This window comes from Aquibacillus albus (assembly GCF_016908325.1).
GTDB lineage: Bacteria > Bacillota > Bacilli > Bacillales > Amphibacillaceae > Aquibacillus_A > Aquibacillus_A albus.
This window is the reverse complement of the sequence record NZ_JAFBDR010000005.1, coordinates 41158-57628: the sequence shown is the minus strand read 5'-3', so window position 1 is coordinate 57628 and position 16471 is coordinate 41158. Positions and strand designations below refer to the sequence as shown.

Annotated in this window: 16 protein-coding genes; 12 read left to right on the top strand and 4 right to left on the bottom strand. The window is 36.5% G+C overall.

Annotation, left to right across the window (positions count from 1 at the left end; genetic code table 11):
- Positions 1-39: 39 nt before the first annotated feature.
- Positions 40-1146: a PRK06851 family protein gene (locus JOC48_RS06055; protein WP_204498181.1), complete on the top strand. Its 1107-nt coding sequence runs from the start codon at positions 40-42 to the stop codon at positions 1144-1146.
- Positions 1147-1315: 169 nt separating this feature from the next.
- On the opposite strand, the gene JOC48_RS06050 is transcribed toward JOC48_RS06055, so the two are convergent.
- Positions 1316-2713, bottom strand: a complete 1398-nt coding sequence (locus JOC48_RS06050) for an NAD-dependent malic enzyme (protein WP_204498180.1) — start codon at positions 2711-2713, stop codon at positions 1316-1318.
- Between the two features lie 670 nt (positions 2714-3383).
- Here JOC48_RS06050 and JOC48_RS06045 point away from each other — a divergent pair.
- The 3 genes from JOC48_RS06045 to JOC48_RS21650 all read left to right on the top strand — a co-directional run bounded on the left by JOC48_RS06045 (position 3384) and on the right by JOC48_RS21650 (position 7299).
- Positions 3384-5177 carry a glycerophosphodiester phosphodiesterase family protein gene (locus JOC48_RS06045; RefSeq protein ID WP_204498179.1) on the top strand — a complete coding sequence of 598 codons (1794 nt, stop codon included), beginning with the start codon at positions 3384-3386 and terminating at the stop codon, positions 5175-5177.
- A gap of 149 nt (positions 5178-5326) precedes the next feature.
- Entirely contained in the window at positions 5327-6319 is a 993-nt protein-coding gene (locus tag JOC48_RS06040; RefSeq protein WP_204498178.1) for a tripartite tricarboxylate transporter substrate binding protein, read from the top strand.
- A gap of 344 nt (positions 6320-6663) precedes the next feature.
- Positions 6664-7299, top strand: a complete 636-nt coding sequence (locus tag JOC48_RS21650) for a response regulator transcription factor (RefSeq protein ID WP_338024239.1) — start codon at positions 6664-6666, stop codon at positions 7297-7299.
- A gap of 494 nt (positions 7300-7793) precedes the next feature.
- Here JOC48_RS21650 and JOC48_RS06030 read toward each other — a convergent pair whose 3' ends face one another.
- From JOC48_RS06030 to JOC48_RS06020, 3 genes are all read right to left on the bottom strand, one after another.
- A complete protein-coding gene (locus JOC48_RS06030; protein ID WP_204498177.1) occupies positions 7794-8264 on the bottom strand; it encodes an SLAP domain-containing protein in 471 nt (156 codons plus the stop codon).
- A gap of 3 nt (positions 8265-8267) precedes the next feature.
- Positions 8268-8936, bottom strand: a complete 669-nt coding sequence (locus JOC48_RS06025) for a hypothetical protein (protein ID WP_204498176.1) — start codon at positions 8934-8936, stop codon at positions 8268-8270.
- Between the two features lie 176 nt (positions 8937-9112).
- Positions 9113-9733 (bottom strand): LbetaH domain-containing protein, encoded by a 621-nt coding sequence (locus tag JOC48_RS06020; protein WP_204498175.1) that lies wholly within the window; start codon positions 9731-9733, stop codon positions 9113-9115.
- 79 nt (positions 9734-9812) lie between these two features.
- Here JOC48_RS06020 and JOC48_RS21490 point away from each other — a divergent pair, with 79 nt between their 5' ends.
- From JOC48_RS21490 to JOC48_RS05990, 8 genes are all read left to right on the top strand, one after another.
- A complete protein-coding gene (locus JOC48_RS21490; RefSeq protein WP_275580716.1) occupies positions 9813-9938 on the top strand; it encodes a hypothetical protein in 126 nt (41 codons plus the stop codon).
- Between the two features lie 96 nt (positions 9939-10034).
- Entirely contained in the window at positions 10035-10160 is a 126-nt protein-coding gene (locus JOC48_RS21485; protein ID WP_275580715.1) for a hypothetical protein, read from the top strand.
- A gap of 219 nt (positions 10161-10379) precedes the next feature.
- A complete protein-coding gene (gene htpX / locus JOC48_RS06015; RefSeq protein WP_204498174.1) occupies positions 10380-11294 on the top strand; it encodes a protease HtpX in 915 nt (304 codons plus the stop codon).
- A 381-nt stretch (positions 11295-11675) separates the two neighbouring features.
- Positions 11676-12863: a poly-gamma-glutamate synthase PgsB gene (gene pgsB, locus JOC48_RS06010; protein ID WP_420829209.1), complete on the top strand. Its 1188-nt coding sequence runs from the start codon at positions 11676-11678 to the stop codon at positions 12861-12863.
- Between the two features lie 3 nt (positions 12864-12866).
- A complete protein-coding gene (gene pgsC / locus JOC48_RS06005; RefSeq protein WP_204498172.1) occupies positions 12867-13316 on the top strand; it encodes a poly-gamma-glutamate biosynthesis protein PgsC in 450 nt (149 codons plus the stop codon).
- Positions 13317-13331: 15 nt separating this feature from the next.
- Positions 13332-13529 (top strand): hypothetical protein, encoded by a 198-nt coding sequence (locus tag JOC48_RS06000; protein ID WP_204498171.1) that lies wholly within the window; start codon positions 13332-13334, stop codon positions 13527-13529.
- Between the two features lie 165 nt (positions 13530-13694).
- A complete protein-coding gene (gene ggt, locus JOC48_RS05995) occupies positions 13695-15365 on the top strand; it encodes a gamma-glutamyltransferase (RefSeq protein ID WP_204498170.1) in 1671 nt (556 codons plus the stop codon).
- Between the two features lie 168 nt (positions 15366-15533).
- Positions 15534-16397 (top strand): N-formylglutamate amidohydrolase, encoded by an 864-nt coding sequence (locus JOC48_RS05990; RefSeq protein WP_204498169.1) that lies wholly within the window; start codon positions 15534-15536, stop codon positions 16395-16397.
- The last annotated feature ends 74 nt before the right edge of the window (positions 16398-16471 follow it).

Here is a 16471-nt window from a genome sequence, read left to right as displayed (position 1 = left end):
ATATTATATGACAGATAATCTCACAAAGGAGAGTGTCGTATGGTAGGGAAAGTAACGAACTACTTCGCTGGAGGAAATACGGCAAAAGGTTTTTATGATCTGTTTGATTCGAATGTGCAAGGCTTGGAAAGTGTTTATATATTAAAAGGTGGTCCAGGTACAGGGAAATCTAGTTTGATTAAAAAGCTCGCGAATGAGTGGTTAGATAAAGGGTATGATATTGAGCTAATACATTGCTCTGCAGACAATGATTCTGTAGACGGATTGATTATTCCCGTATTGAAATTTGGTATCTTTGACGGAACGGCACCACATGTAATAGAGCCACATGCCCCAGGCGCTATTGAGCAATATGTTAATTTAGGTGTTGCATGGGATACAGCGCTGTTAAAAGAGCATAAAAGTGACATAGTAGCGATTCAAAAACAAATGAGTGGCGCTTTTGATACCGCATATGATCTTTTTCAAGAGGGACTAAGAATTCATGATAAATTAGAAGAAATTTATATTAAGGAAATGGATTTTGCGAAAGCGAATCAAGTAACCAACGATTTATTGGATAAGATCTTTCTGGGTATAGAAACGAACGGAACGACAGGAGTCACTCGTCACCGGTTCTTTGGTGCATCTACCCCAGAAGGTGTCGTTGATTTCATACCAAATATTACGGAAGATCTAACAAAGCGTTATTTTATTAAAGGTCGTGCAGGTACAGGAAAATCGACTTTGCTGAAAAAAATAGCTAGGGCAGCCGAAGATAGAGGCTTTGATGTAGAAATGTATCACTGTGGGTTTGACCCCGATAGTATGGATATGGTCGTTGTCCGTGAATTAGGAGTTTGTGTATTTGATAGCACAGATCCACATGAATATTTTCCGGAACGACATGGGGATGAGATTGTCGATTTATATGAGAAGGCGGTAAATCCTGGTACGGATGAAAAGTATGAGGAGGAAATTGCTGATTTTACTAAACGCTACAAGCAACGAATGAAAGAGGGCATTACGTACCTACAAGAAGCGAAAGCTCTTCACGATCAACTGGAAAAAATTTATATAGAGGCAACTGATTTTTCGGTAGTTGATGGTATTTTTGAGGAGATTCATAGTAATGTATTAAAATTAGATGAAGAAGAGATCGAATGATAATAATATTGTCTTGGTTGGAGCTGAAAGGCGATTACAGCCAAGGTTAATTCACCCTTTAGCCTGTATTTCGCGCATGAAAAAACCTTGATCCCGCACTGGTCAAGGTTTTTTCATATCGATGGAGGTGCGAGAGAAAAAGTTTGGGATAGGATTGTTTCACCTTCGTCTATACTTTTCTTGCTACTCCTGTATCGTGGGCAGCTTGGATAACAGCTTCACTTATGTTTTGAACTACTTGTGTATTAAACACACCAGGGATGATATATTCCTCGTTTAGTTCATCTTCACTAATCGTTGATGCAATGGCTTTCGCTGCAGCTAATTTCATTTCTTCATTGATAGCTGATGCTCTACAATCCAAGACTCCCCTAAAAATCCCGGGGAAACACAATACATTGTTAACTTGGTTAGGGTAGTCAGACCTTCCTGTCGCCATCACTCTTACATAAGGATCTGCATCTTCCGGTAGGATTTCCGGATTCGGATTGGCTAGAGCAAAAACAACCGGATTTTTGGCCATTTTTTTAACATCATCAACTTTTAAAATGCCACCAGCTGAAACGCCAATAAAAATATCAGCATCTTTAATAACAGTTGAAAGAGGTCCTTGTTCGTTATTCGGATTTGTGTGTTTGGCATACCAAGACCACGTGGCATTATCGTAATTGTTGCCTTTATGGATGGCACCTTCACGATCCACACCAACGACGTTGCCGGCTCCTGCATTTAAGAGCATCTTCGTAATTGCAGTCCCTGCGGCTCCAATTCCGCAAACAACAATTTTACAATCCTCTATATTTTTCTTCGTTAATTTTAATGCGTTAAAGATACCTGCTAGAACAACGATTGCAGTTCCGTGTTGGTCATCGTGAAAAACAGGAATATCCATTTCTTTTTTCAATCGTTCTTCTATTTCAAAGCATTGTGGAGATGCGATGTCCTCTAAATTTATGCCACCAAAAGATGGGCTGAGTGCTTTAATTACTTGAATAATTTCTTCTGTATCCGTTGTGTTAAGACAGAGAGGATAGGCGTTAATATTGGCAAAGCGCTTGAAAAGCATAGCTTTTCCTTCCATAACAGGCATGGCAGCTTCAGGTTTGATTTTTCCTAGACCAAGTACTGCTGTACCATCTGATATTACCGCGACCGCATTGTTTTTAATCGTTAGGTTATAGGCAAGTAAAGGGTTTGTATCAATCGCTTGGCTTACTCTTGCTACCTCTGGTGTATAGACCTGAGAAAGTTGTTCCCGGTTATTTATATCCAGCTTTGATTTTACCTCAATTTTCCCCCCTAAGTGAACGAGGAATGTTCGATCGGATACGTGCCTCACACTTACACCAGCTAAACCATTGACTTCATTGACGATTCGTTGTTGTTCTTTTTCATTCGCGACTTTAATGGTTATATCTCGAATAGTCATAACGGGTCCTTCTTTAATAACGTCAATGGCTACCACGTCTCCACCTGAGTTATTAATGGAAGTAGCAATTTCGCCAAATGTGATTTGTTTTTTATCCATTTCCAAGCGTAAAATCACATGCATGTTTGATCTAGCCATAAAATCATTCCTTTCATAAATGATTACGGTTATGTAAACGATTGCTCCTAGTTGTTGTAATATAAATGATAACAGGAAATTGATTCCTATTCTACCATAATATTGTGATTATGATTAAGCATGTCTAATGATAAGCGTATGCCGTGTCAAATTGAGTACAAATTTCAATGATAGTCCGCAAAACTGTGTCTAAAGTGAAACTTAATTTTTAATCACTTTTTTACATAGAATATTGAAAAAATCTTGTTTCTATGCAGAAGATATAGTATTAATTCTTCTAAATAATGAAAAATTGTTTTTTATACGTGTAATTATAGAAATCGTACGATGTCTATGATTGTTTTAGTCAAAGGCTGTGTTAAAGTTCGGTGTTTATTTTTGACTCATCGTGTGAAATCAAGATTTCACACGACTTTCAGCATAGCTGAAAGGATTCCAAATGGAAAGGAACATAGGAGAAAACTTGTTTTCTCAAAATGTTCCTTTCCATTTGGAATCAAGAGTCAAAAATATACTAAATATCAACACTATTCTTTAACAGAGCCTAGTAAAAAGAAATTTAATATACTTTGCATGGCACTTTATATCGAGCGCACTCTTTCTGGTATCTATGTTTTAGTCTAGTAAAGAGGGGAAATGTTGAAGGTAAATTATTTAATCAGGTGATCATATGTTTACTATTTTATATGCTAGTTTTAAAGACTTTAAAAAATCCTATAAACAATGCCTTACTGTTGAATTTATTTATATGCTGCTAACAAGCTTTCTTTTTGTTCCATTCATTTCTTTACTATTTAACTGGATGTTAAAGGTTATGGGGACTGGTTCCTTACTGAATGCTGACGTATACAAATTTGGTTTAAGCTCCTCGGGTATTATTGGTATGCTTTTAATCAGTTTTCTTGTTGTTATTGTTTTGCTTATGGAATTTGGGGCACTGATTATTATTGCTCAAAAAAGATACTTCAATCGATATGTTTTTGTATCAGAAGCCTTACTCTCAACATACCAAAAGCTCCCTAAATTACTTGGAGTTGGCATGATTCAGTTTAGTTTATTATTATTTCTTATTATACCATTTGTTGATTTACCGGTTATACCTGCTTTATTGGACTTTAACGTACCGATTTTCCTAGCAACAAAATTTCATGAATCATATGTGGTATTAATTACTTATCTAGCGATTATTCTATTCATTGTTTATCTTTTTACTAGGTTGATTTTTACCCTCCACTTTATTTTTATTGATGAAAAGTCGATTTTGGGGGCAATGAATGATAGTTGGAGGCTTACTAAACACAAACAAAATAAACTGACTGTCCTATTAAACCTATGCTTGTTAAATATTACTATTTTTGTGATAGGCTTGTTAGCAATGACCTTTATTTCGTATCTAACCCATCTATTTGATACGAAAGTAGTTGGCGATTTGATTGGAAACTATTTAACTACTTTTTCAAGCTATTTGACTATGGTTTCTTCTTTAGTCCTAATACCAATAAACATTATCGTGATTACAAGATTATTTTATCGATTTAAGAAAAATAAAGGAGATGTTATCAAGGATTACTTATCGATACAGAAGAATACGAAATTATGCACATGGGAAGAGCAGCTTACTCGAGTATTTACAAATAAAAAGAAAACATTAACGGCTGTAGTGATTGTTCTTTTAACGGTGATATTTTTCATTAGTTATACAGTAAATGATAACCTTGTTTATCTTAAATGGGATGTTGCTGTTGCAGCTCATCGAGGAGATTGGCAGGATGCACCGGAAAATTCAATGAGTAGTATTCAATCAGCGATTAATAAAGGGATCGACGCTGTAGAGGTAGACGTTCAGATGACAAAAGATGGTGTAATCGTGTTAAATCATGATAACGACCTGAAACGAGTGGCGGATAATTCTGCTAGAGTCAAAGATTTAACCTATGAGGAATTGACAGAATTAAACATTGGACGTTTGTATGGAGAAGCGTTTCGTGAGGAAAAAATTCCGACACTAGATCAGGTACTTGAAGTGGTTCAACATGCGGGGGTTACAATTATCATCGATATTAAGCCATTAGATTTAGACGAACGAAGTGATCTTGCTGAGAAAGTAGTTCAACTAATCGAGAAGCATGAAATGGAGGACCTTACCTACGTGCAATCCTTTGATAGCTATTTACTCCAAGAGATTCGAAATGACAATAATTCGATTAAGATTGGTCAAATATTATACTTAGCTGCTGGGAATCTTTCAACATTGGATGTAGATTTTTATACGATTCGTAAAAGTATGTTAACAGAAAGATTTATTAAAAACGCTCGGAAGCAAAACCGGGAAGTTTGGGTTTGGACGGTAAATCTGGAAAGAAATATGAAAGAGGTATTGAAATATGATATAGATGGGATTATTACCGATTATCCGGAGAAGGTTCAGAATATGTTAGGAATAGAATTTCTCCATGAAGAATGAAAATTTTCTGAAAACAGTAGTTTTAAAATATATACAATAAAAAAAGATGATTCCTAATTGGTCAGGAATCATCTTTTTTTATTGCTTGATCATCCTTTTTTTCAATCGGACAACATTCAAAATTAGGCTATTTGCATAAAATTATTTTAATGTACAAATGGAAAGAAGGGGTATTCATCAAAAGAAAAGTCTATTGGTTTGTTCTGTTGTTGTTTAGCTTTCTGTTTATTGGGTGTTCAGCAGCGTCAGAATCGAATAATTTCCCTAATAAAAGCATTCAATTATTTGTCGTATTTTCACCAGGAGGCGGGACAGATAATCAAGCGAGAATTATTGCGAAGTATGCCAATAAGTACCTAGATCAAGAACTTGTGATTATTAACAAACCAGGAGGTGGTGGGCGAGTCGGTTGGAATCAATTTACCGACGTACAACCAGATGGCTATACGCTAGCGGCTTATAACTTACCACACATCATTACGCAACCACTTGTTGGAACTACAACGTTTAGTACCGATACTTTTGAACCAATTGTTAACTGGGGAGCGGATCCAACCGTATTTGCTGTAAAAAATGATAGTGAAATAAAAAGCTTAGAAGATTTAATTACAAAAGCGAAGCAAGCACCTGGACGTTTAACTGTTGGACACTCTGGAAAGTATGTTGGTCAGCATTTAGGAATATTGCAATTGGAGAATGCTGCAGACATTGATTTGAAGGATGTAGCTTTTGATGGTTCAACGGAAGCCAATGCATCTTTATTGGGTGATCATATTGATGCAGTAGCTGGTAACCTTTCAGGCATTACACGATTGGGTGAAGATGTTAGACCGTTAGCAATTGCTACCGAAGAGCGTCATTCATTTGCTCCAGATGTTCCTACATTAGGTGAATTGGGTTATCCTGATGTAATCATGAGTACGGACCGTGGAATTGCAGCAAAGGAAGGAACACCGGAAGAAGTCATTGCTAAGCTGGAAGATGCTTTCCTTAAGCTTTTTCAGGATGAAGATTTTTTGAAGGATATGGAAGAAGTTGGTGCGAATACGCTTATCATGAATCGAGAAGAAGCTATGCAAGAAATAGAAAATAGGGTAAAGGTTTATGAAGCACTGTTACAGTCTATTGAAGAGATTGATTAATAATGGTATATCGAGAAAAACAAAAGGGAGATTGATTTGTAAATAATCAATCTCCTTTTGCTTGAAAAGGGTTTCTATCTATGGGGAGATTTAAATCAATCGGACATAACGAATATAATTGGTTATCTTTCTCTTGAGTAATAGTTGGATCAATTCCAAGTTTGTTGAATAAGAACCGTACTTTTTTTATGAAAAATTTAAAGTAAATATAGTGAATATAATTAATTTTTAACGTTATTAAGTAGTATGTTTTACCTATATAATTGGAATTTCATGTTTACTTTTTAGTATAATAAAAGTGTTTCTATAGTTAATATTTAACAGGTAGGAGGGTGTGAAAAATAGTGAAAATTTCTATTGTTAAGGAGTCAGGCTTGTTACGAGAAGGGATGCTTAATATATTGAAAGGCAGTTCTTTGAATCACTCATTTCATACATATAACTCGTCTAATTATAACGAACTACTTTTTGAACAACTGATGTCAGACATTGTTATTGTAGATATTGATTTAGACATCGATTTATTTCGTTTGATTCATTTTTATAAGGAAAAAAATAAGAAAGTAATTATTTGGACATCATCTTTAATGAATGAACGTTTGCTCGATTTATTCAAATTAGATTTAGATGGTTATTTTTTTAATGATATGTATAAAGACGAATTAATTACTGCTATATCGACCGTTATTAACGGAGGTACGTATATGCATTCAAAGCTTGCAAAAGTTCTTCTTTCCGATTACATAAAAGTAACATCTAAAAAAGAGACAAAGAGGCCAGCCGGTATTTTGTCAAAACGTGAATGGGAAGTGCTAGAATGTCTTTCTAAAGGAATGAAAAATGAAGAAATAGGGAAAAGTCTATTCATCTCAAATAAAACTGTAAATAACCATGTAAGTAATATTTTACAAAAATTAAAGGTGAATGATCGCACGAATGCGGTGTTAAAGGCATTCCAAAACGAATGGCTAACGGTATAGACAGCCGTTTTCCTCTTCACATACATGATGGTTTATATCAGCGCATCCTATTATATAAAGATAAGTGATTAATCGATGATCTTTGTCACGCTTCGTGCCATCGTATTCGGCTGTACGAAGGAAAAATTCCTGGAAATTCCCTCAAAAACAGTTAAATCCCTGCATCAAATCATCCTTACTTTAAAGAACAGTGGATGGAATTTGTGACCGTTCCGGAGTTGTTAGAAATTCCATATCAGTAGTAAAGAAAAAGGTTGATGCCTTCTAAATTGAAGGCATCAACCTTTTTCGTTTTATAGCCAGGAAATTATAAAATGGCTGGCTTGTGATAAATGGTCTAGGTTAGCGACGTCCAGCTCCAGCGCCCAGCGACTAGTGAGACTTCCCTCACCTCCGTACGATAAGTCAACATCGGTTCCAACTTAAGGAAGGCCGACTAAAACCGGGCTCCTGAGCCCAACGTCGGCATACCCCTATGAAGGGGCATGTTTCCTTTATCTCCTGCGGTTCAGTCCAAATGTTTTCGGTGGGACGAGTAACCGCAGTCCCAGTCCATACGTCGCTACCAGGGCGCTTGCGCTTTTGTTCTTGATGCACTTTAATTTTCCTTTTTTCCATGTAGCATCATGATTTAAACTTTCATTTGGAAATATAAAAGTCCATGGCATACTCGTATGTTGTTCCACCACTAAGGAAGGAAGGGTAAATGTGTGTGTTGCAATTACTTCATCATCCTTTACATATTGAAGTCTTTTGCTTAGGAAGATGGCGGCATCCTCTGTTGGATTATGGATAAGAACGGTTACTAATAGGTCTCCTTTATGATTTTTTGCTTCCCACAAGGCTGTGAAATTGATGCGGTTTTCTTCCGTTTGTTTTGTTTCTAAAAACACTTGTTCAATGTGTTGTTGATCTTTTGGAGATATAGTTTTTTTCCACGACGATTCAAATTGAAGCTGCTGCAATGTTCACACTTCTTTCTTATATTTCTTTTGTTTTTTAACCATAAACGATAGAAAAACGATTGTCCAAATAAAAGGTGGACCAGATGTCAGCGCAAGGATAGGAACGACAAATTCAATCCATGTTAATCCTAAAGTAATACCTATCACTCCAACGAATCCACTCCAAATACCACTTAATCGAAACCAGTTCGGGAATTGATCACGACTCATGGCGAAACTATACGCCGCTACACCAAGCCAAGTAAAAATGAATGCTATATATCCTGCAAATAAACCAAAACCAAAGACAATGAACCAAATCATCATAAATGTTTCATTTTGGTGGTGCCCAATTGCATCAACTAGAAAAGGAATAACACCAATTTCAAATGCTAATATAATCACCCAAGTAGCCAACGATAAAATAAACAACCATGATCCGATTTTCTTTATGATTCCGTGATGGCGGAATAATCCTTGTCCTGCAGCCATCGCTAGCAACCAGCAGGTAATACCAATAGTAATAAAAATATGGTCAATAACCCAAAAGCCATGGTGAGATACTTTTTCAAATGTATCAGCTATATCCCATGGATTAAATGTAGGTGGATGGAGGAGTGAAAACAAAACAAATATTACGCTCCCGATCCACCCAATTATTCCTAAGAATCGAATTTGTAAATTGGGAAGCATAAAACACCTCTCTTGGAAGAAAGTTTTATTCCCATTTTGGTCCTTAAGAACACCTTTAAAACATGAAAATCAGGTACCTTTGATGGACGAGCATGATTCCATCAAGGTACCTGATTTCATTGATATTGGGTGCAGAGGAAACAATCAAAAAAGCAATGGTTCTAAAAAAACATATCTTAAGTGTAGGTACACGCGAAAGGAGTGTTGTATAAATATGATTTACCTAGGCGGTAATAATGATCAACAATTTCCTGATTTAAATGTAGATGTTTTTTTGGTACTTTTGGAAGGTTATCCGCATCTTCTTGTTTCCATACAGACTGACCTGGGGCGACAAAACGATTATCATCAATCTTAACGCCGTTTGTTATTGTTGCTCCATGCATAATAACACAGTTTCTACCTATAATAGCGTCGTAAATGTTAGCATGCTGACCAACAAAAGTATTACGACCAATAAATAAAGGTCCATGAACACAGGCATGATGGAGAACACTAATCTCACCTTCTAAATAGACCCCCCATTTATTTCCTTTTACGTTCACGTGTTCTCTTCCTGGGTGAACGTGCATTAATACATTATCTTGTATGTTCGTATAGGGTCCGACATAGTATGGATAACCAGAATCAGCACGTAGGAGATTTTTAAACCCTATAAATACATCATCTGCAACTGTTATATTTCCAATGATCATAGAATCTGTTCCAATAACAGCTTTTGAACTAATCGTTGGATAACTGATACTAGTTACTTCAGAAACAGGGGGATTGTAATAAATGACAGGATAGTGGTACATGAGCTTAACTCCTTTCTTATATTTTCCATACCCACTATATGTTAGGCAAATGCCTAATGTTACTACATGTCAATTTTGTATGAAATTACCATCATTTTCTATGACAGATCATCCGAATGATGCACACACTACCATAAAAAAGGAGTTAGGATGTATGGAATTGTCACCAGCTTTGGATGATACGACCAAAATGGAGTACGGATAAGCATATTTACAAACATATGAGAAAACATTTTGATTTTGGTGCTGAAACAGGGGCTAACTGTACATTAACCTAACGATAAAGTGAAAGGATGATAAGATGGAACATTTTGCAAATTTGACAGAAGAGGAACTGCAAAAGATCGCTCAGCTAGAGGAGGAGCTTGGAGTGATCTTGCTTGCATATAAAGATGAAACAGATCAGGAGAATGACTTCAAAGTGTAAACATTGGTTAAAAGAAGGGTTCATCATGATGGACAACCTTCTTTTTAAAGGAGACGCTAATCCCCATTATGTTGCCCTGCTTTCGATAGTGTCCTCATAACGCGGACAAATGTCCATAAAAGGGGTCAGACCCCTCATCGAAAATCTTTTTTCTACCATCTTGGTAAATTCGTGTTAAAATAGTTGTTGTACAACTTGATGATGGAGGCGAGGGATAGTATGGGTAAACGGTTTTTGCTTTTCATATTAACAAATATTTTAGTTATGACGACGATTGTGATCGTATGGTCGCTAATTGCTACTTATACAGGTATCAGTGGCTCGTTTGAGAATGGAGGTCCGGGTCTAGGGATTAATTATGGATCATTAATGGTCTTTAGTTTAATTGTAGGTTTCGCAGGTTCATTCATCTCATTAGCCATGTCACGTTGGATTGCAAAGAAAATGATGAAGGTAAAAGTATTGGATCCAGACGGTCCATTAACATCACAGGAGCGTGCCGTGGTGGAAAAAGTTCATCGCTTTTCTCGTGCAGCTGGATTAATGCATATGCCAGAGGTTGGAATCTATCAGTCTGCTGAGGTAAATGCATTTGCAACAGGCCCTTCTAAAAAACGTTCACTCGTTGCTGTTTCTTCAGGGCTATTAAATACGATGGATGAAGATGCGGTGGAGGGTGTTATTGCCCATGAGGTTGCACACGTAGCCAATGGAGATATGGTTACAATGACACTGCTACAAGGTATTGTTAACACGTTTGTTGTATTTTTCTCAAGGATTGCGGCAATAATCGTATCGCGCTTTGTCCGCTCTGAATTGCAAATGATTGTTCGCTTTGTGGCAATTATTCTTTTCCAAATATTGTTCTCGATTCTCGGAAGTATTGTCGTGAGTGCCTATTCGCGATACCGTGAATTTCACGCAGACCGTGGAGGCGCGGATTTGGCTGGTCGTGATAAAATGGCGCATGCGCTACGGTCGCTTAAAATGTACGTAGACCGTGCTAACATTAATGACCGTACCGATGATTCAGCGATTCAGACAATGAAGATTAACGGTAAAGGTGGAATGGCGCGCCTTTTCTCCTCTCACCCAGACTTAGATGAAAGAATTGCACGATTAGAAAGAAGATAATTATTGACAGCAACAGCTGCTCTATATAGTAGAGTAGTTGTTTTTTTTGTGTTAAAAAGAGAATGTGCTCCTTTCACCTAATATTCAAAAAATTTTCCACTAACTATTGATAATTCAACCACTAACTCAATCTTTCTCCAACACTGTATATAGGCTCCTTAACAGGACAATATTACCATATCATAGCATGTTTACATTTCTTAAGTTCTGTCGTACTATTACATAGTTGTTAAAAGGTGAATGAACAGTTGTTGTGATAGATGAAGCCATTTTTCAAAGTTGTGAAATTGGCTTGTTTTATGGGAAATAACTAGGTAATTTTACCTATAAAAACCAATTATGGTGAAAAATAGAAAGGAGTATGACTGAATGTACGTTATTATCACTTTGTTAATTGTACTTTTGGCGACTCTAGGTATTGTGGATAAAAGAAAGCATCAAAAAAATATAGATTCTATTCCTATTAGAATAAATATAAATGGTGTTCGTGGTAAGTCTACGGTAACCCGCTTAATTACAGGAGTAATTTCAGAAGCAGGGTATAAAACTGTAGGTAAGACGACAGGAACACAGGCACGTATGCTTTATTGGTTTGATAAGAAAGAAGACCCGATTAAGCGACGTCCAGAAGGTCCAAACATTCGTGAACAAAAGGTTGTTGTGGAAAAGGCTGCAAAGATAAATGCTGATGCACTTGTTAGTGAATGTATGGCTGTAAACCCAGATTATCAAATCACTTTCCAAGAGGAGATGTTAAAGGCGAATATTGGTGTGATTGTTAATGTATTGGAGGATCACATGGATGTGCTTGGTCCCACACTTGATGAAGTTGCAGATTCATTTCTAGCAACGATCCCTTATAACGGGCATCTAATTGTCAATGAAAGTCCTTATGTTCCATTTTTCAAACAGAAGGCAGAGGAAAGAAATACAAAATTGATTGTATGTGATACCTCTAGAATACCTGAGGAATTTTTACTTCAATTCGAATATATGGTATTCCCAGAAAATGCTGCACTCGCACTTGCAGTTGCCGATGCCCTTGGAATTGATGAGGAAACAGCAATGAGAGGAATGCTAAAAGCTTGGCCAGATCCAGGAGCAATGAGCATTTTACCAATAGGGAATGCAACGAAGCCAAGTTATCTTGTCAATGGTTTCGCAGCGAATGATGCGGCATCAACGATTAATATTTGGAAGCGAGTGAAAACACTAGGTTATCCTACAGAAAAACCCGTTATCATTATGAACTGTAGAGCTGATCGAGTTGATCGAACGAAGCAATTTGCGAAAGATGTCCTTCCTTATATTGACTGCGATACGCTCGTTGTTACAGGAGAAACGACATCACCTATCGTTGAGAGTTATAACAACGGTACGATTAATGCAGACAAAATATTGAATTTAGAATATAAATCTACGGAAGAAATTATGGCTGCACTGAAGCCTTACGTACTAGGGAACCGCACTATTTATGGCATTGGAAATATACATGGTGCTGCAGAGCCTGTTATCGAGCAATTGGAAGGCTACAAAGTAGAATCAATAGAATTTAGAAAGGCGGAATAGTCGATGATAGAAATGAATATTACGATGGCTCTTATTATTGGCGTTGTTCTTAGTTTATTATTTGCAGAAAAAACAGGTATTGTTCCTGCTGGACTTGTTGTACCTGGCTATTTGGCTCTAACGATGAATAATCCAGCTTATGTTGTATCTATTTTTCTCGTAAGTTTCATCACATTTCTTGTAGTAACAAAAATCATCGCAAAATTTACTATTATTTACGGTAGACGTAAATTTGCAGTCATGTTAATTACCGGTATCGGTTTGAAATTATTATTTGATCTAGTTGTACCAATGGAAACAGTAGCAAACTCAACTTTGTATGAAATAGGCATCATTGTACCTGGTCTAATTGCAAATACAATTCAAAGACAAGGTGTTTTACCTACTGTTGCAAGTACACTTTTATTAAGTGTTTCAACTTATTCGTTATTTTATGTATCAACATTTATTTAATTGGGAGGCTAACTAATGAATACCGTCTTGACGAAAGCAAGATTAACGTTCAAACATGTATTTTTGAATAGACACGTAACAAAAAAAGATGATTTAACTTTTCAACAAAAACTAATAAAAGAAGTCAAGCGACAAAAAAAGAGTGTAACTCAACATGCGACAATTGGTGTGTTAATTACGACAGTACTCTTATTTGTTCTGTTAGTCGTTTAAGAGGATGTTCATTTACCGACTTTTTGAAAACGCACTTTAAGTAAATTCTATGTACACTTTCAATTTATAAGTTGAGTCGGTTGAAAGTATAAGAATAAATTCTGCGCTAATCATAATGTTGAGCTTTCTAAGCTATGTAGGTAAAACAGGTAAAGGGTGAGGCAATTGAAGAAGCGAACATGGTATATATTCATTATCGCTGTTACTTTATTAGCTTTATTCGGTATCAATTACTTCAATAATGAAAATCGACTCATCCGACATGTAGAAACGGAAATGTCAGAGCATCGAACAAATCAAGAAAATAAACAGCAGTCATTAGTAAATTATGCCGTCACTTCCGATCATCCGATTGCTACTGAAATTGGGATGAAGATATTAGAAAATGGTGGAAATGCAGTTGATGCTGGGATTGCTGTCTCCTATGCCTTAAGTGTACTAAAGCCTTATTCTTCTGGACTAGGAGGTGGGGGAGTTATGTTAATCCATCCACCTCATGTTGATGAGCCTGTTGTTTATAATTATCGGGAAACGTCACCAAGTTCAGGACGAATTCCAAACGGTGGTATTGGTGTGCCTGGCTTTGTAAAGGGAATGGAACAGGTTCATTCTGATTTTGGCAGTATATCGATGGAAGCATTGATTGAACCATCGGCTTATTTGGCTGAGGAAGGAATTATCGTTTCTAAAACGCTCGAAAACCGTTTGAATGGTGCAGCGTATCGAATGCCAGTTGATGAATTGGATGATTTTTACCCAGGAGGAACAGCGATTCGTTCTGGGAATAAATTAGTCCAAAGTGAACTGGCTAATACGCTACGTTTAATTCAACAAAATGGGAAATCTGCTTTTTATGAAGGCAAGTTGGCAGAAAATATGGCAGCAACAGCAGGGATGAATGTAGAAGATCTAAAAAGCTACAAGGTTAAAGTAGAAGCCCCATTGAAAGGAAGTTTTTCTGGATATAATGTTTTTGCTCCCCAACCCCCTACAGGTGGGATTATGCTTATCCAAACCCTACAAATGGCAGAGGCATTAGGAGTGAAAAATATAGATGTGGAATCGGCCGAATATATACATCTTATCGGAGAAATATCTCGAAGAAGTTATCAAGATCGGTTAGAGCATGTCGGCGATCCTGCTTTTGTTCAAGTCCCTGTTGAGAAAATCATTGATTCTTCTTATACGAAGGAAATGGCACAGGAAATTCGAATGGATAAGCAAAATCAATCCTTTCTTTCGCCATTAGATTCAAAGGCTGATGAGAATGATGAAGGTAATACGACTCATTTTGTAGTAGTTGATGGAGATGGCATGATGGTCTCAGCTACTAATTCATTAAGTAATTTCTTTGGATCTGGAGAGTATGTGAACGGCGTTTTTCTTAACAATCAATTGGACAATTTCAGTAATTCGCAACATTCGCCAAACGCATATGAACCTGGGAAACGTCCCTATAGTTATATTTCCCCATCCATTTTTGCTAAAGAAGGTGAACCAGTTATTGGAATTGGTAGTGCGGGTGGGCGGAGAATTACAACGACATTACTAGACGTCATCACGAGAATTATTTATTTTGATGAAACGTTAGAGGATGCAGTGAATAAACAGCGATTTTTCGTCGAATATAATACAGAAACCCTTTCTTTAGAATCAAGTGTATCGAATGCAATGGAACAATCCTTTCATCAATTGGGGTATGTCATTGATTATTCTAAATATGCGTCTTACTTTGGATCTGTTCAAACTTTGATGATTGATTATGATTCAAAAACAATAACTGGTGGCTCTGATTCTCGACGTGAGGGCGGATGGAGTAGCAGGAAAATTGACTAAAGAAAAGAATTCTTAAGAGTTCTTTTTTTTTATGCTATTTTATTTTGGTAATATAAGGTAACTAAGGAATAAATTACACCAACATACATACTTATCCTACTATCCTTTCTGATGCTATAATTGGTATTAAGTTTATTTATTTCCAATATTAAGCAGGAGGGGAATTATTTGTTCATACTACCAATGATATTACTAGCATGGAGCTCCTTTTTTTTCGATGAAACCACTTTTGTGAGTGACAAACCAGAAATCTACCAATATTCAGAAACGATTGAAAGCAGTATGCACCTTAAGAAAATACTACCAACAGAAAGCGAGACAGAAAATGAAATGTTGAATAAACGTGATGATATGGAGACATTAGAGGCGTTATTTATGGATAAGAAGGCATTTCGGGAAAAAATCCTTTCCTATGAAGATACTTTTGCTAATAATTCTTACAATGGAAAAGTAGACGCCGAGCAGCCATTCACCTATCAAAATGGTGAAATCCCAATTTTAATTTCAGCCCCTCATACAACAAAACACATTCGGGAAGGTAAAATTAAAGATGCAGATATATATACTGGCTCCATCGCTTTATTCCTTAGTGAACTTACTGGTACACATTTGTTGTACACGACAGGGCTTTCGGATGATGCTAACTACATACAAAATGGAAAATATAAAGAAGAATTGACAAAAGTTGTGGAAGAAAACAATATTCAATATGTGATAGATATACACGGGGCGGCTAAATCGAGACCTTTTGATATCGATTTAGGTACGGTTCATGGAAAATCTCTAGATTCACAAACGGTATCGCAAATCAAATCCGTTTTTTTCGAAAAGGGAATTGCAAATGTGTTGGAAAATGGTGTATTCGCTGCTTCTACTTCAGGAACAATTACGAATTATAGCTTTAATGAGTTACAGACTCAAGCGGTACAAATTGAAATAAACAGAAAGTACCGTGATCCTAGAAATGATCTCGACTCCTTTTATTCGCTATTACAAAGCTTAGTTGAAATTGTTAATCATCTTGAGCAATGATGAATTATTAGCTAAATTTGAACGCTAGTGCTTCAATAATAGTTTTGTATTACGTTAACTAGTGTTAAATCAAG

What these genes read in the sequence shown, in the direction of transcription:
- JOC48_RS06050 (WP_204498180.1), bottom strand. Translation starts at nt 2,713, where the DNA reads ATGGCTAGATCAAACATGCATGTGATTTTACGCTTGGAAATGGATAAA.
- JOC48_RS06045 (WP_204498179.1), top strand. Translation starts at nt 3,384, where the DNA reads ATGTTTACTATTTTATATGCTAGTTTTAAAGACTTTAAAAAATCCTAT.
- JOC48_RS06020 (WP_204498175.1), bottom strand. Translation starts at nt 9,733, where the DNA reads ATGTACCACTATCCTGTCATTTATTACAATCCCCCTGTTTCTGAAGTA.
- JOC48_RS06000 (WP_204498171.1), top strand. Translation starts at nt 13,332, where the DNA reads ATGAATACCGTCTTGACGAAAGCAAGATTAACGTTCAAACATGTATTT.
- JOC48_RS21485 (WP_275580715.1), top strand. Translation starts at nt 10,035, where the DNA reads ATGGAACATTTTGCAAATTTGACAGAAGAGGAACTGCAAAAGATCGCT.
- JOC48_RS06055 (WP_204498181.1), top strand. Translation starts at nt 40, where the DNA reads ATGGTAGGGAAAGTAACGAACTACTTCGCTGGAGGAAATACGGCAAAA.
- JOC48_RS21490 (WP_275580716.1), top strand. Translation starts at nt 9,813, where the DNA reads ATGAAATTACCATCATTTTCTATGACAGATCATCCGAATGATGCACAC.
- JOC48_RS06025 (WP_204498176.1), bottom strand. Translation starts at nt 8,936, where the DNA reads ATGCTTCCCAATTTACAAATTCGATTCTTAGGAATAATTGGGTGGATC.
- pgsC (WP_204498172.1), top strand. Translation starts at nt 12,867, where the DNA reads ATGATAGAAATGAATATTACGATGGCTCTTATTATTGGCGTTGTTCTT.
- htpX (WP_204498174.1), top strand. Translation starts at nt 10,380, where the DNA reads ATGGGTAAACGGTTTTTGCTTTTCATATTAACAAATATTTTAGTTATG.
- JOC48_RS06040 (WP_204498178.1), top strand. Translation starts at nt 5,327, where the DNA reads ATGTACAAATGGAAAGAAGGGGTATTCATCAAAAGAAAAGTCTATTGG.